Source organism: Desulforhabdus sp. TSK (genome assembly GCF_022836495.1).
In the GTDB taxonomy this organism is placed as follows: domain Bacteria; phylum Desulfobacterota; class Syntrophobacteria; order Syntrophobacterales; family Syntrophobacteraceae; genus Desulforhabdus.
This window is the reverse complement of sequence record NZ_BQXM01000007.1, coordinates 68,685-83,667: the sequence shown is the minus strand read 5'-3', so window position 1 is coordinate 83,667 and position 14,983 is coordinate 68,685. Positions and strand designations below refer to the sequence as shown.

At 56.2% G+C, this 14,983-nt stretch carries 13 protein-coding genes; 4 read left to right on the top strand and 9 right to left on the bottom strand.

The window, feature by feature from the left end; all coding sequences use genetic code 11:
- Positions 1-21 precede the first annotated feature (21 nt).
- From ahbC to MWC30_RS06095, 4 genes are all read left to right on the top strand, one after another.
- Positions 22-1,209, top strand: a complete 1,188-nt coding sequence (ahbC, locus tag MWC30_RS06110; RefSeq protein ID WP_244083272.1) for a 12,18-didecarboxysiroheme deacetylase — start codon at positions 22-24, stop codon at positions 1,207-1,209.
- An 80-nt stretch (positions 1,210-1,289) separates the two neighbouring features.
- A complete protein-coding gene (hemB, locus tag MWC30_RS06105) occupies positions 1,290-2,264 on the top strand; it encodes a porphobilinogen synthase (RefSeq protein ID WP_244083271.1) in 975 nt (324 codons plus the stop codon).
- Positions 2,265-2,465: 201 nt separating this feature from the next.
- On the top strand, positions 2,466-3,518 hold the full coding sequence (gene ahbD, locus MWC30_RS06100; RefSeq protein WP_244083270.1) for a heme b synthase: 1,053 nt from the start codon (positions 2,466-2,468) through the stop codon (positions 3,516-3,518).
- A gap of 23 nt (positions 3,519-3,541) precedes the next feature.
- The gene (locus MWC30_RS06095; RefSeq protein ID WP_244083269.1) at positions 3,542-4,051 is read left to right on the top strand and encodes a rhodanese-like domain-containing protein; all 510 of its coding nucleotides are present in this window, start codon (positions 3,542-3,544) and stop codon (positions 4,049-4,051) included.
- A 46-nt stretch (positions 4,052-4,097) separates the two neighbouring features.
- Here the strand turns inward: MWC30_RS06095 and MWC30_RS06090 are convergent, their stop codons facing one another.
- The 9 genes from MWC30_RS06090 to lgt form a co-directional block, all read right to left on the bottom strand.
- Complete coding sequence (locus tag MWC30_RS06090) at positions 4,098-5,231, bottom strand: DUF1573 domain-containing protein (protein WP_268815322.1); 1,134 nt, start codon at positions 5,229-5,231, stop codon at positions 4,098-4,100.
- 166 nt (positions 5,232-5,397) lie between these two features.
- Positions 5,398-6,492, bottom strand: a complete 1,095-nt coding sequence (locus MWC30_RS06080) for a divergent polysaccharide deacetylase family protein (RefSeq protein WP_244083266.1) — start codon at positions 6,490-6,492, stop codon at positions 5,398-5,400.
- A gap of 357 nt (positions 6,493-6,849) precedes the next feature.
- Positions 6,850-8,169 carry a S41 family peptidase gene (locus tag MWC30_RS06075; protein ID WP_244083265.1) on the bottom strand — a complete coding sequence of 440 codons (1,320 nt, stop codon included), beginning with the start codon at positions 8,167-8,169 and terminating at the stop codon, positions 6,850-6,852.
- Positions 8,170-8,179: 10 nt separating this feature from the next.
- Entirely contained in the window at positions 8,180-9,322 is a 1,143-nt protein-coding gene (locus MWC30_RS06070; RefSeq protein WP_244083264.1) for a murein hydrolase activator EnvC, read from the bottom strand.
- Positions 9,323-9,350: 28 nt separating this feature from the next.
- Positions 9,351-10,238, bottom strand: coding sequence for an ABC transporter permease (locus tag MWC30_RS06065; RefSeq protein WP_244083263.1), 888 nt, complete (start codon positions 10,236-10,238; stop codon positions 9,351-9,353).
- Positions 10,239-10,241: 3 nt separating this feature from the next.
- A complete protein-coding gene (locus MWC30_RS06060; RefSeq protein ID WP_244083262.1) occupies positions 10,242-10,922 on the bottom strand; it encodes a cell division ATP-binding protein FtsE in 681 nt (226 codons plus the stop codon).
- A gap of 122 nt (positions 10,923-11,044) precedes the next feature.
- Positions 11,045-11,932, bottom strand: a complete 888-nt coding sequence (locus tag MWC30_RS06055; protein ID WP_244083261.1) for a hypothetical protein — start codon at positions 11,930-11,932, stop codon at positions 11,045-11,047.
- A gap of 126 nt (positions 11,933-12,058) precedes the next feature.
- The gene (locus tag MWC30_RS06050; protein ID WP_244083260.1) at positions 12,059-13,990 is read right to left on the bottom strand and encodes a bifunctional acetyl-CoA hydrolase/transferase family protein/GNAT family N-acetyltransferase; all 1,932 of its coding nucleotides are present in this window, start codon (positions 13,988-13,990) and stop codon (positions 12,059-12,061) included.
- A gap of 183 nt (positions 13,991-14,173) precedes the next feature.
- Complete coding sequence (gene lgt / locus MWC30_RS06045; RefSeq protein WP_244083259.1) at positions 14,174-14,983, bottom strand: prolipoprotein diacylglyceryl transferase; 810 nt, start codon at positions 14,981-14,983, stop codon at positions 14,174-14,176.

Genomic DNA, 14,983 nt, shown 5'->3' with positions numbered 1-14,983 from the left:
CCACGAGAGGAAAAGAGCGTAATGATTGGTATTTCAAAATTATATTGTGGAACGGTGGAGCCTTCCGATGCACTGCGATATGGACGGCACAGCGGTGCGTTGCCTTCTCACCTCCTGCAGTTCTCTGCAGACAAGAAACCGGTGGTGGTCTGGAATGTCACGCGCCGCTGCAATCTGAAATGTGTCCACTGTTATGCCCATGCACGAAACGAGCACTTTCCCGATGAGCTTTCCACGGCCGAGGGAAAAGTCGTTTTGGATGACCTGGCACAGTTTGGCGTTCCCGTCGTCCTGTTCTCGGGGGGGGAGCCCCTCATGCGGCCTGATCTTGTCGAGCTGGCGGACTATGCGGTGGGCAGGGGAATGCGCGCTGTCATCTCCACCAACGGGACCCTCATCACGCCGGAAGTGGCTGAGCAGTTGAAGCGGGTCGGACTTTCCTATGTGGGCATCAGCCTGGATGGGCTCGAGGAGGTGAATGACCGCTTCCGAGGGGTGAAGGGTGCCTTTCGAAAGGCCCTGGACGGGATCCATGCCTGTCAGGCAGCCGGCATCAAAGTGGGACTCCGGTTCACCATGAATCGCTTGAATGTTCAGGAAATTCCAGCCATATTCGATCTCCTGGAAGAGCACGATATCCCCAGAGTCTGCTTTTATCATTTGGTCTACGCCGGTCGGGGAAGCAAGTTGATCGAGGAAGATCTCTCCCATGAAGAAACGCGAAAGGCCGTGGACCTGATCATCGATCGGACCTCGGACCTTCACCGGCGTGGAAAGGTGAAAGAGGTTCTGACGGTGGATAACCACGCCGACGGGCCCTATGTCTACCAGCGCCTGGTGAAGGAGGGCTCTTCGAGGGCGGCCGATGTGCTGGAGCTCCTGAAAATGAACGAAGGGAACAGCTCGGGCCGGGGCATCGGATGCATCAGCTGGGATGGGACCGTGCATGCCGATCAGTTCTGGCGTCATGAGTCTTTCGGCAATGTGCGGGAGCGCCCTTTCAGCCAGATTTGGAGCGACGTCTCCCATCCCCTGATGGGGAAGCTCAAAGACAAGAAGCAATATGTGACGGGGCGTTGTGCAGCCTGTCGCTGGCTCGATATCTGCGCCGGCAACTTCCGGGTGCGCGCCGAGGCTGCGATGGGAGACCTCTGGGCCCCGGACCCTGCCTGTTATCTTACGGATGAAGAGATCTCCCAGACATTATAGACTCGCCTGTGATCCGGTGAACCGGCACGCCATATTTCACCCCATCCCGGCACCCCGTGCTGACGGAGGAAAGAAAATTTATGTATTTTCCTGAATATCGTCTGAGACGTTTTCGACGGACGGAAAATCTGCGCCGCATGATTCGTGAAACGGTGCTCACCGTGGATAATCTTGTCTACCCCCTGTTCGTTATGCCGGGAGAAGATATCAAAAACCCCGTCCGGTCCATGCCCGGAATTTTTCAGTTTTCGGTGGACCAACTCCTGGAAGAGCTGAAAAGCGTGGTGCGGCTGAAAATCCCGGGGATCATTCTCTTTGGGTTGCCCCAGGAAAAGGATGAACGGGGGAGTGAGGCACATTCACAAACCGGGGTCGTTCAGGAGGCGGTTCGGGCCATAAAGGACAAATATCCCGAACTGGTGGTTATCACCGATGTCTGTCTCTGCGAATACACAAGCCATGGCCACTGCGGCATACTCCACGGCCAGGAGGTGGACAACGACTCCACGCTGGATGTTCTGGCAAAGGTCGCGGTTTCTCACGCGCGGGCCGGCGCAGATATTGTGGCTCCGTCCGATATGATGGATGGGCGCGTCGGAGCCATACGTCATGCCCTCGATGAGAACGGCTTCGATCAGGTGGCGATCCTGGCCTATTCGGCCAAGTACTGTTCCGCTTTCTACGGTCCCTTTCGCGATGCGGCGGATTCGGCTCCCCAATTCGGTGACCGCCGGGCTTATCAGATGGATATGGCCAATACGGACGAAGCCCTGCGCGAGGTGGATCTCGACATCGACGAGGGCGCCGATATGGTCATGGTGAAGCCTGCATTGGCCTACCTGGACGTGATTTACCGGGTCAAGACCGAGTTTGAGCGGCCGGTGGCGGCGTACAACGTCAGTGGGGAATACTCCATGATCAAGGCGGCTGCGGCTCAAGGGTGGCTGGACGAAAAGCGTGTCATGATGGAAACTCTCACGGCTATTCGCCGGGCCGGGGCCAGTCTTATCCTGACTTATTTTGCCAAGGATGCGGCCGAAATACTTCAGGGCTAATACAGATTGGCGAAAGTTTGCGCCCTGTGGGACAGTGCGATTCCCCTACATCCAATAGCCTCGGCTCCCTGGTTTCTCCTCCGGGCAGCGTAATTTTATGAAAGCAAAATTTCCATGACATCCAATGCTGTATCACATCCTTCCCGGCCTCAACCCTCGGCATCCAGCCCCTCTTCACCGGGAAAAGGACATCCGGGCGGGGTGGGCAACCTGAGATTGGTGGCCTGGGAAGTGACTCGCTCCTGCAACCTGGCCTGTCTCCATTGCCGTGCTGCGGCCCAGGACCGTCCCTACGAAAATGAACTGAAAACCGAGGAATGCTTCCAACTCCTCGACAACATCGCAACCTTTGCCCAACCCATCATCATTCTCACGGGAGGTGAACCGCTCCTGCGCCCCGATATCTTTGATATCGCGGCATACGGCCATGAAAAGGGCTTCCGTATGACCATGGCCGTGAACGGTACCCTCGTGACTCCGGAGACGATCCTGAAAATGCTCGATTCGGGGATTCAGAGGATCAGCATCAGCCTGGACGGAGCTTCGGCGGCTTCGCATGATGCGTTTCGGCAGGTGCGGGGTGCTTTCGATGGTGCTCTTCGGGGGATGGCACACGCCCGCGAAGGAGGACTGGATTTCCAGGTCAATACCACCATTACGCAAAGGAATCTTCATGAACTGGGGGCCATCCAGGATTTGGTGGTTTCCCTGGGAGCGGTGGCGCACCATATTTTTCTCCTCGTGCCCATGGGGCGTGGAAAGGATCTGGCGGAGCAGGGCATCAACGCCCGTCAGTACGAGGAAACGCTGCACTGGTTTTACGATCAGAAGAGCAAAGTCCCCATGCAGCTCAAAGCCACCTGCGCGCCGCACTATTACCGCATCTTGAGGCAGCGGGCAAAATCCGAAGGGGTCAACGTGGATTTCCAGACCTTTGGATTGGATGCGGTTTCGAGGGGATGCTTGGGAGGGACGGGCTTCGCTTTCATCTCTCATGTGGGGATCGTTCAGCCCTGTGGTTACCTGGAGCTGGATTGCGGGAATATCCGTGAGAAGCCCTTTCGAGAAATCTGGGAAACCTCACGGATTTTTCAGGATTTGAGGGACTTCAAGAAATACGAAGGAAAGTGCGGCAGGTGTGAATATGTGCGCGTGTGCGGTGGGTGCCGGGCGAGGGCATACGAAAGCACCGGCAATTATCTTGCCTCGGAGCCTCTCTGCATGTATCAGCCCGCTGAAAAATCTCCATCATGAGCGCTAGAGGCAGAGTGGAAGTGATGATACAGAAAAACCGGGCGTCGGGTGGGAAGGGTTTTGCCGCCCTATGGCAGGGGAGTGCCATTGTGCTGCTGGGTGCGGGCCTGGGACTCCTGGTGAACCAGTGGCGCCCTGATGCGCTGCCCCTGATCGCCGACTGGTCTCTGAAGTCTCAGCTTGCCGCGGTTGGACAGGACGAGAGCCTGCTGGTCTCTTTGGAGGAGGCTAAAGCCCTTTTTGACACCCGGGCGGCAGTCTTCGTCGATGCCCGGGCCCAGGAATTTCATGCCCTGGAGCATATAGCCGGTGCGCTCAATTTGCCCTGGGAGGATTTTGAAGCCCATTTCCAGCAGGTCATGGCGGATGTTCCTCCGGATACTTTGATCATCACCTATTGCGACGGCGAAAGCTGTGCTCTCAGCAAAGATTTGGCCTTAGCCCTGCAGGGAAAAGGCTATCCCCATGTGCGAGTCCTCCCGAACGGTTTGTCCCTGTGGAAGGATGCGGGCTTGCCCCTGGAATCCCGGTAGGGCAGGGTTTGCGCGACCCTGCCGTACCGGAGACGGTTCCGATATTCTATTGGGAGGGAGCCTGGGGCTGGGGAGCCTGCTGATCCCGGGGCGGAGCATTGCCGCCGGTGCCTCCCACTCCCAGGGGGGAGGCCTGTGAAGAGTTGATCACATGAACCTGAACATCCTGCGGTGAACCTGGAGCTGCGTCCGTCTCTACGGAGAGAACGGTGAGCTTTTGGTTTCCCGGCGGCACGGTTTCCATCTTGGGCTTGAGCTCCAGGTAGTACCCGTTTTGACCTGGGATGGACTGTTGAGTGACTTGAAGGAGAGATGCATCGTAAGTCAATTTGGAAATCTGGAAAGGTTTGTTCCCCCAACTTGCCACGATCACCTTTCCCATGCGAGTCGGCTGCTGGGCAGCAAGGTTGCCCAGTAAAATCGTTTTGGGCTTGACGTCGATGTCCCCCTGGATGGCGCCGTTCACGCGGATGAGAATCTCTGGTTTTTGCTCCAGGTCCGTCGTGCATCTGATGTAGCCGGCATAATTCCCCTGCTGCAGCAGGTTCGTCACCTTCAGGCGGTAATGCCTGCCCGCTTCTACCGTCTCCATGTCATACCGGATCTTGCCCTCCAGGTTGGTTTCCGTTTTGGTGATCTGGAAGGGATGAGATACGGACGTGAGCTCGACGACGCTCTCGGACATCTTCTCACTCGGTCCACGAAAGGCAATGCTGTCCGTCGGACGAACATCCACGAAGGATTTGACGGTTCCCTGCACGGTCAGCGCCAGGCGAGCCCCCTGGGGATCGTTGCTGACAATCTTTGCGTCTTTCTTGATTTTGCCGTGGTAACCTCTGAGTTTCACTTTCAGGGTAATTTTTCCCTCGCCACCGGGAGGGATTGCCTGGTCAAACCGGGCAACGGCGCAACCTCAGCCGGGGTTGACTTTTTCGATTTGAAGCACCGCCTTTCCTGTGTTTTTGACAATAAAATCATGTGAAATTTCGGCATCTTCCATAGCCTCGCCGAAGTCATGGGTGGGTTCGGCGATCTCGATGACGGGCCCGTCCTGCAGAGCTTGAGCCTGTGCCGATGGCGTATCAGCGCCCCTGGTTGAAGGTGCATCCCCGGCGGAAACGCCGCCCGGTATCAGAAAAGTCAGTAGAAAAAGAAAAAAAATCTTCAACGGTCCGCACATATGGCAGAGGATCCTCCCTATTCAGATACTCGGTTTATAATGAAAAGGCCTTATTTACAAATTATGACCTTGCACAGCCCATGCCGGATGGATAGCTTTTCCCTTTTCAAAGGTCAAGAGCAAATCATTTGCCAGGTATCGAAGGAAACAGCCCCGCCCCATCGCTTCATTTCCTGGTCCCTGTAGGTGAAGGGTCCGTAACGAGCTGCCCGGCGGGGACGACGGCGATGCCTGCCTCCCGAAACTTGCCGGCACTCTCTCGAAGGACTCGGAGCGTGCTGTCGTGGGGATGCCCTATGGCGATGGCGGTGCCCTGGATTTTGGCTTTTCGAATGAGCCGTTGGATCTGTGCGCGCGTGAACTCTTCCTTCACCTCGTGGTCCAGAAATATATCCCTGCGCCCCACAGGCATCCGAAAATTCCGTGCCGCAGCCAATCCCGTGCTCTTGGGGCTCGTATAACTGTCAAGAAAATAGAGATTCCTCTCCTGTAATTCTTTCAGGAGAGTCTTCATGGAACGGGTGTCTTCGGTAAACCGGGACCCCATGTGGTTATTCACTCCCGATGCAAACGGGCTGGAATCCAAGGCGGATTCCAGAGTCCGCTGCATCTGGTCCTGAGTCATGCTGAGGAGCAGAGCGCCGTCGCCGGGATTGGTCTTGGGGTATCCGTGGGGCTCCATGGGGAGATGGAGAAGAACTTCACGATGGCGATCGTGGGCAAGTTGAGCGATTTCCTTGCTATGGCTCTGATAGGGAAGTACCGAAAACGTGACGGGAAGGGGGATTTCCAGGAATTTCCTGGCCATTTCCAGGTCCTGTCCAAAGTCATCGATGACAATGGCCACTCGGGCTACCGTGGGCGGCGGCGCCGGTGGAGGAACAGGATGCTTCACTGAGGGCTCAGCTAAAGGTTCAGGACGGTTCAGGGCAAGGGAGAGCTTCTCCTTATGCACTGGGGCTTCCGCCCTCTCGGGCTTGCCGGCGGCTGCCGAAGGCGTGGACCGCTGGGCGGGAGTGATCTCCTTGAAAGGGGGCAAGGGGCTGTCGGCGTGGGGAGCAGGTGTACTGCGCTCCTCCCTGACCGTTGTGGGCTTTGAAGACTGCTGTTCGCTTGCCGCTTCGGAAAGAGCGATTTGAGGGGGCGGATGCGTCTCCTGGTCCCTGTCGCCGCCTTTGGGCTTCGGGTGCCTGGCGATTTGGGCCGTATCATCCCTGGAGGAAGCGGCCTGGGACTGTGCGGAAGGCGGTTCCGAAGGCATGGACTCCGTTCGGTTTGTGTCCTGCTGGGGTTCCTCCCTGGAAGAGGGTCGTTTTTCAGGGGTGGCCGACGAGGTCGCAATGCGGGCTGCCGGGGAGGAAGAACGTTTGATGGAGTTTTCTCCCCAATAGATGAGGCCACCTAAAACGACAATGGCCAGCACCCATAAGGTAAGGAGCGGCAGGAAGGAAAATTTGCGGGATCCAAAGGCGAAGAGCTTTGCAGCTCCACGCCTGGATCTTCGAGCGGTTTTTCCGGGGGGGCGTTTTCCGCCCGTGTTGGAAGAATTCCGCCCCGCCGGAGTTTCGTCTGTTCTCTTGGGAGCTCCCGATGAAGACATAACGAATCGAAAACAGACCTACTGATTGGCAATGGATTGATTCATGATTTTATAGCCCTTCAACAGGTCCAGGGCTCGCCGCAGCTGATTGTCCTGAGCCAGCATTTTTTGAGTTTCCGCCTGCATGCTATTCACTTCCGATTCAGGGTTTTCCGTCTTCTTGTTTTCCATATGACGGGGAAGGTCCTTTTCGCGGATGCGGCGCATCTCTTCGGTGTTGTCCTCATCTTCCTTGGGAGGCAGCTCCCGTTTCACCAGGATATCCGGTTCGATGCCCTTTGCCTGGATGGATCGCCCGGAAGGGGTGTAGTAGAGAGAAGTGGTCAGGCGCAGGGCGGACCCGTCATTCAGAGGGATGACCGTCTGGACCGATCCCTTTCCAAAGGTGGGCTCTCCCAGAACAAGCGCCCTTTTATGGTCTTGCAGAGCGCCCGCCACGATTTCAGAAGCGCTGGCGCTGCCGGAGTTGACCAGAACGACGATGGGATAGTCCCGGGGCTTGGAGTTCTTGTGCGCTTCGAAGCGCATTTTCTGACTCTCAAGGCGTCCCCCCGTGTAAACGATCAATCCCTTGTCCAAGAATTCGTCGCTGACCTCCACCGCCTGGTCCAACAACCCACCGGGATCGTTTCTCAGGTCGAGGACCAAACCGTTCAGCGGGTGGTTTTGTTCCTCCAGGGCATCCAAGGCTTTGCGCAGATCGGTGGATGTGCCGCTCTGGAAGCTGGAAATGCGCACATAGCCGTAACCGGTATCGAGCGTCCTGTACTTGATGCTCTGGATAGCAATAATGTCCCGTACCAGTTCGAACTCCAGCGGTTTGCGCTCTCCCTTGCGGATAATGGTCAACTTCACCTTGGTGCCTTTGGGGCCGCGCATTTTCTGAACGGCATCCATGAGGGACATGTCCTGGGTCGGCTGATCGTCGATTTTCACGATCTGATCATTGGCCTGAATGCCGGCCTTGTCTGCGGGCGTATCTTCCAGGGGAGAGACGACCGTCAAAACACCGTCTCGAATGGAAATCTCGATCCCCAGCCCTCCAAATTTCCCCTTGGTTTCGATCTGCAGTTCCTTGTAGTCTTCAGGCTTCAGAAATGAGGAATGGGGGTCCAGTTCGCGCAGCATTCCCGTCACTGCTCCGTAGATGAGCTTCTTGGAATCCGCTTTTTCCACATAGTTGTCCTGGACGATATTCAGGACATCACTGAAAAGCTTCAGGTATTGGTAGATGTCCGAATTTTCCTGGTTTGTCTTGGCCTTCAGCCCGGACCAACCCAGCAGCAGGAAAGAGATACCGACAATCAGCACTATCGTCCGTTTTCTGTTTTTTAACATGGGGACTTCCTCACTCTGTCAAAATAGTATGAACCGCCAACCATTCCATGGGATCGACTGCTTTTCCATAATGTCTCAACTCAAAATAAATCCCGGCTCCACTTGAAGAGCCGGAATTTCCAACCGTGGCTATCTGTTCGCCCGATTCCACGCTGTCGCCCACGCTGCGCAGAAGCTCCTCGGCATGAGCGATCAAGCTGTAGTAGTGGTCGCCGTGATCGATGATCATCACCTTGCCGTATTCCTTGAACCAGTCGGCGTAAACCACCAGGCCGCCGTAAACGGCCTGCACCGGCTGCCCCACGGGAGCCTGGATGACGATCCCGTTTTGATACAGGGACGGCGTGCCGGCCCCTCCCTCTGTTGTGTAAGTGTTGATGACCTTCCCGGCTGTGGGGAGGGGCAGAGCACCTCGAAGCTCGGAAAAGGTCCCGGATCGAAAGTCAAAAATGGGCTTTCGATAAAGGGCGCTGTCCCCCTGTTTTTGCCGGTTCTCCATGAACGCTGCATGATACTGAGCGTAGAGGCTTTCATCCTGACGGACCTGGTCCAGGAGCTCTGCTTTCTTGCGTTGAACAGAAAGGATCTCTTGCTCCCGAGCCTCTTTTTGAAGCCTGATGGCGCTGGTGCGATCACTGATCTGAGAAAGGATCATTTCGAGGTTCCGGAGGGCGGTCTGTCGGTCCTCCAGATCACGCAGGATGCGGTGGTCCTCCTCCAAAAGTCTCTTTGTGATGCGCTCCATCCATGGGGCCTCTCGAAGATCATGGGTAGAAAGCAAAGAAATTGCATAGCCCATTTGTTGAAACTTGTAAAGAGCGACCAAGCGGGCTTTTGCCATCTCGGCGCGCTGTACCAGCTCGATGCGGAGAGCCTGGAGAGTTTGAGTCATTTCAGACTGTTCTGCTTCCAGCTTCTGCAGCTGTTGGAGCAGTTCCTCTTTCTGAGCCACCAACCGGGGCAGCTTTAGATCCAACTGTTCCAGGATGGAAACTTTCAATTCCCGCGACCGAAACGGCCCTGCATCCCGGAATTCCGATTCGCCCCTCATGGGGTTGGATGCGGCGGGACGAACCTGCGCCGCGCATTGTCCTCCCATGAAAAGGAGGCACGGCCACAGGATGGCAAGGCAGACTAGAGTGGAAGCCACCATTGCTGCGCGGGAAAACCTCCATGTAGAGTCACGCACTTTTCTTCAAGGCCAGCCAGGTGCCTGCCGATCCGAGCACAGCCCCGCATGACAGCAGCCCCACGGCGAGGAAGAGCTGCTGCCATGCCTTCAAAGAGACCACTGGAATCAATAAGGGGGGGAGGACCGTCTGAAATTGAGCCGTCGAGAAGACTGAAAGCCCAACCGCCAAAAGCGCCCCGACACATCCTTGCATGATTCCCGCCAGGTAGAAGGGCGCCTGGCTATAGAAATCCGTTGCTCCTGCAAGGCTGTAGATTTCCAGTGCATCCCGACCGGACAAAATCAGGGCACGACTGGAGAGGAAAAGCATCAGAAGCGCGACAGCACCCGCAAAGCCCATCCCTCCCCACCACAGGTATTCCACGGCGGTGGTTCCTTCCACCATCGGCCTGGATTGCCCCCTTCCGTACAGGATGTCTTCGACCTCCGGAGATTGCCTGATCTTTGTTATGAGGGCATCCAGATTTTTGGAGCCCAGCGTTTCGGGTTGGAATTGAACCTCCAGGGAAGGGGGGAAGAAGGTGTCGCCCAAGCCTGTCAACACCCCTTTCCACTGGCCCAGAAGCGCCTCGGTTCTTCTCCGCGCGTCCTCCTGTGAAATCAAGGAAACGTGGCGGATCTCGGGCCGGGATCTCAGCTCTTCCGCAAGGCCTTCCTGCACCTGACGGCAAATGTCCGGGTGCATGTAGACGGTGGCTCGATCCTCTGCCGTCCAGGAAGGCCTGGAGAGGCGGTAGGTGGCGGCAAGGCAGGATAGGATCGCAAGAAGATAAAAACAGAGGCTTACGGCAATGACAGTGCTCAGCCAGGGGATGAGATGGAAACGCAGTGCATCCCGGGTGCGATCGATAAGGCGCGAAAGGGTATCATTGAGCATAAATCATTCCGCTGCGGTTTGTTCGGTGATTTTCCCCTGGTGCAGGACAAGAACCCGGCTCCCCGGGACTGCCGTGGGAAGGGAGGCATTGTGTGTGGCCAGGATCACGGTGGTTCCCATCACTCTCACATCCTCCAGGAGCTTCATGACCCGGCGCGCTTCCTGCGCATCCAATCCCCCTGTCGGCTCATCCGCAAACAGGATGACCGGATCGTTCACCACGGCACGCGCGATCGCCACACGTTGTCTTTCGGATGCCGAAAGGCACTTGCACGACAGGGCACCCTTTTCCTCCAGTCCCAGCATGCGGAGCAGGGCAAAAGCTCTCTTTTGTGCGAAAGCTTCCCCACTGCCGGCAACCTCCAGGGGCAGCGCCACATTTCTGAAGACACTGCGGTGCATCAGGAGCTTGGAATCCTGTAAGACAATCCCCAACTGCCTTCTGAAAAAAGGAATTTCCCGAGGGGGAATTTCCGCGATGTCCCGTTCCTCGATGAGGACGTGACCCTGGTCAGGAGGCTCAAGACCCAGCAAAACCTTGAGAAATGTGCTTTTCCCCGAGCCGCCTTTCCCCAGCAAAAAGGCGAAATCGCCTTGAAAGATGTCCAGGTTGATATCCTGCAGGACTGGATCAGCCGGTGGATATCCCTTGGAGATGTGGAGGCACTGAATCAGACGCGTCATAAGCAGATAGAAACCGCTTGGGATCGAGATCAATCGAAATCGAATGAGCTGCCTGAAAGCTTCAAACAGTCACAGGCCATGAAAACATTGCAGGATAGCTCGGTTTTTCTGCAACAAAGCCGTCATATCTTTTTATGATGGCTCAGAAAATCTCTAAAACACCGCCGTAGATTGCTATATATCCCTTTTTGGCTGTTGATCAAATAAATAGCATGCCGGATATGAAATATTTCATGGACGAGTCGCTCCACGCTCCAATCTTCCGGATTGCGCTCCTCTTTTGCCAAGGATTCCATGAAAAGAGGAACCATCTTGTCCCGCATGCGGAGCTCGGTGTCCACCAGGAAGATGGACATGTGGGGCTGCAGATCGCCGATGCGCTGAAGGAATGCTGAAACGGCAGGCCTTTCCACGCCGCGTGGGGGAGAAGATTTGACCTCCACATAAACGAGATATCCTGCCACCATCCCGATGACATCGTAATCGCCGCCGGAGCGTGTTTGCTTCAACCGCAGGTTGAAGAGTGCGGGGGCAAGGAATTCCCGGCGGAAAATTTCACAGACATACCATTCCAGGGTGGGGCCGAAACTTGAGATTCCCCTCCGCTTCAACCTGTAACCTCCCTCCGCCTGGATCTCCACCAGCTCGAGCTGTTCCATGCTTTGCAAGTAGGATCGGACGGTCGGCAAAGAGCAATAGCGGCTGAGGGGCTCCAGGCTTTCCCCTTCAGGAAACTGGATGAGATCGCGCAGAAAGAGGCGGAAGGAATACCGTCGCAGGAGCCCGTAAAAACGCTCCAGCTGTGTGAGACTGAAATGAGGGGGAAAGAGTATCTGCGATTGATCCCCGTGGGAGAGGATGGGGAGTCCTCTTTGCCCCAGGATCGCTTCAACCGGGTGGACCTGCCGGCCCAGTTCCTGGCGCAATACCCGCATTTCCTCCCTGACCTGGGATAGCCCGGCCTTGAGACGTTCCACTTCCTCTTCCAGGTGTCGGAGTCGATCCGTCATGGCCATCCGTCAGCTGAGCTTGCGGGGACTCGACAACAATGGGCTGGGATCCCTGCTTTGGTCTCCTCAGGAGGTCCCGCCGCCCCAGGCTGTCGTCTCCCCCCTCGTGCCTCTGGGGAGCAACTGTCAATCCAGGAGGCAGATTTCGGCAGCGCGGTCGAAATGCAGCGTGATTTCGTAGGTTCCGTCCACGTAGGAGCTTTCCACGACGTAGCCCAGCTTCTGGAACACGCCGAAAACCCTTTCATTTCCAGCAGTGATATAGGCAGAGAGTGTCTGGATCCCTTTCTTTCGGGCGATCTCCACGATGTGTTGAATGAGGAAACTGGCAATCCCCTTACGGCCGTAGTCCGGATGAACGGCAAAATCGATCTCAGCGTGTTTGCTCTCATCGATCAGCGTATAGCGCGCCAGGGCGATGATGCGTTCGGCATCCATCTCACCGGCCAGTGCCATGATGGTCATCTCTCGATCGTAGTCGATGTTGACCATACGCTGCAGGTCATAGTGAGGAAATACCTTCATGGTGGAAAGGAAGCGGATGTAGGATTCGTCGTTGGGAAGGGAATAGAAGAACTCTTTCAGGGCACGTTCGTCGGTGGGCTTGGCGGGCCTGAAAAAGATCTGCGTGGTGCTGTCGAAAATCTGGGTCATCTCCCATTCTGAGGGATAGAGAGCCTTGGGAGTCGCCATATAGACCAGCTCCCTCCGCAGATAGTTCAGCCTCTGAGCCTCCTGCATCAACTCCTCCCGGAAGTCCGGGTGCGCGATGCCTATCAGTGCCAGGGCCCGTTCGCGTATGCTCTTCCCGTGGAGGTTGGCGATTCCATATTCCGTCACCACGTATTGCACGCCGCCCCGAGTGGTCACCACGCCCGCGCCCTCGGAGAGAATGGGAACAATGCGGGATTTCTGTCCGTCAAAGGTCGTGGCGGGAAGGACGATAATCGCTTTCCCCTTCTTGGAATACCGTGCTCCGCGCATGAAATCGACGGCACCTCCCACCCCACTGTATATTTCATAACCCAGGGAATCGGAGCAGACCTGCCCCGTCAAATCGACCTCCAGGCCCGAGTTGATGGTGATCATCTTTTCATTTTCAGAAATGACCAGGTAGTTGTTCGTGTAGTCGATGGGGAAGAATGCCACCATGGGGTTATTGTTGACAAAGTCGTAAAGCTCCTGCGTGCCCAGGCAAAAGCTGCTCACGATTTTTCCCGTGTGGAGGGTTTTTCGAGCGTTGGTGATGACACCCTTCTTTACGAGATAAAGATAGGCGTCTGTCAGCATATCCGCATGGACACCCAGGTCCTTCTTTTCTTCCAGGGCATAGAGAACAGCCGTGGAGACACTCCCCACCCCGACGCGAATGGTGGAGCCGTCATCGATGAGCTTGGCCACGTTTTTGCCGATCTCCTGGGCGATGGGATTCTGCACGGGGATCCCCACCTGGAGAAGAGGCTCCTCATATTCCACCAGGGCGTCGATGTCCTTCACATGGATGAAAGTGTCCCCAAGGATCATGGGCATCCGGGGGTTCACCTGGGCGATGACGTACTGTGCGCTTTCGGCCGCGGCCTTGACGATGTCGACGGCGATACCGTAGCTGCAAAAGCCGTGCTCGTCGGGGGGCGAAACCTGGATGAGCGCCACGTCGATGGGCAGTGCCCCGCTTCGGAAAAGTCCCGGAATGTCGCCCAGGTTGATGGGAGTGTAGTCTGCGCGTCCTTCGGCGATGGCCTCACGCGTGGCCGCCGCCACAAAAAAGGATTTCAGCCGGCATTTGTCGAAGAACTGCTCCTCGGTGTAGCGGGTCTGGCCGACACTCAGGATGTGGAGGATTTCCAGGTCCGAAAGCTGTGGGATGACTTCCTCCAGGCACTGAGCCAGATGCTGGGGTTCGCCGCAACCCGATCCTATGAATACGCGATGACCTCGCCGGATAGCCTTCAGGGCTTCACTTGCGGGAACCAGCTTCTCTTGGTAGAGAGAATGCCATGGGCGTGGAGACAGATCCTTCAGCTTCAGCAGGGTTCCTTCAATCTGTGGCTGTGCCATCAAATTCCTCCCGGGATATATACTCCAAACGGATGAGATCCTGACTTGTTGATGATCCCGTAGGAGCGGCTTCCAGCCGCGATCGCACCAGCCTGCACCCCCATAGAATCGCGGCTGGAAGCCGCTCCTACAAAAAACAAGATTTTAACCGTTCGCAGTCAGTATACTTTTCTCAAGGTCATGCTACCTTTGGGCGACGTTCTCTCCAGTCTGCCCGGCGCGCAGCAAAAAATACAGCAGGATGCCGGCAAGGATCATCGCCAGGCACAGGAGTTGCCCCATCGTAAAAAATGTCGCCAGAAAGCCCAGCTGAACGTCGGGCTCTCGAAAAAACTCTATGATGAATCGTATGATTCCGTAAAATACGAGAAAGAAGACCACCATCATGCCATCGCGGAATCGTCTTTGACGGAGCCTCCACAAAAGGATAAAAAGTAAAAGCCCTTCCCCCAGGGATTCATAAAGTTGAGAAGGATGACGGGGCAGAGGACCTCCATCCGGAAAAATCATGGCCCAGGGGACGTTGGTCGTCCGGCCCCAGAGCTCTCCGTTGATGAAATTGCCAAGCCTTCCCAACCCCAGCCCGATGGGGACAGTGACAAAGACGGAGTCGGCCACAGCCGGGAAAGGGAGCTTCCTGCGGCGGCAGAAAATCCATCCGGCGAGGGCGGCGCCCAACAATCCGCCGTGGAAAGACATGCCTCCATGCCAGGTGGCGATGATTTCCACTGGATTTTTCAGATAAGCGGCGTAATTGTTGTACTGATAAAAGAGTACATAGCCCAGTCGGGCTCCCACAATGAGTCCAATGGCCAAATAGAAGATGAGATCCTGGGCCACGACGCCCACGAGTCCTATTTCTCTCGCCCGCTCCTGCTTCTGGATGAGCAGGTAGGCTGCCAGGAAGCCGAGGACATACATGACGCCGTACCATCGAACATGGATGGGGCCGATGGAGATCAAGTTTGGATCGATATTGGGAAAAGGAATCAT

Excerpts from the sequence above, each read along its gene's own strand:
- MWC30_RS06050 (WP_244083260.1), bottom strand. The coding sequence starts at position 13,990 with ATGGCACAGCCACAGATTGAAGGAACCCTGCTGAAGCTGAAGGATCTG.
- MWC30_RS06075 (WP_244083265.1), bottom strand. The coding sequence starts at position 8,169 with ATGTTAAAAAACAGAAAACGGACGATAGTGCTGATTGTCGGTATCTCT.
- MWC30_RS06070 (WP_244083264.1), bottom strand. The coding sequence starts at position 9,322 with ATGGTGGCTTCCACTCTAGTCTGCCTTGCCATCCTGTGGCCGTGCCTC.
- ahbC (WP_244083272.1), top strand. The coding sequence starts at position 22 with ATGATTGGTATTTCAAAATTATATTGTGGAACGGTGGAGCCTTCCGAT.
- MWC30_RS06055 (WP_244083261.1), bottom strand. The coding sequence starts at position 11,932 with ATGACGGATCGACTCCGACACCTGGAAGAGGAAGTGGAACGTCTCAAG.
- MWC30_RS06060 (WP_244083262.1), bottom strand. The coding sequence starts at position 10,922 with ATGACGCGTCTGATTCAGTGCCTCCACATCTCCAAGGGATATCCACCG.
- MWC30_RS06080 (WP_244083266.1), bottom strand. The coding sequence starts at position 6,492 with ATGCCTTCGGAACCGCCTTCCGCACAGTCCCAGGCCGCTTCCTCCAGG.
- lgt (WP_244083259.1), bottom strand. The coding sequence starts at position 14,983 with ATGATTCCTTTTCCCAATATCGATCCAAACTTGATCTCCATCGGCCCC.
- MWC30_RS06095 (WP_244083269.1), top strand. The coding sequence starts at position 3,542 with ATGATACAGAAAAACCGGGCGTCGGGTGGGAAGGGTTTTGCCGCCCTA.
- MWC30_RS06065 (WP_244083263.1), bottom strand. The coding sequence starts at position 10,238 with ATGCTCAATGATACCCTTTCGCGCCTTATCGATCGCACCCGGGATGCA.
- hemB (WP_244083271.1), top strand. The coding sequence starts at position 1,290 with ATGTATTTTCCTGAATATCGTCTGAGACGTTTTCGACGGACGGAAAAT.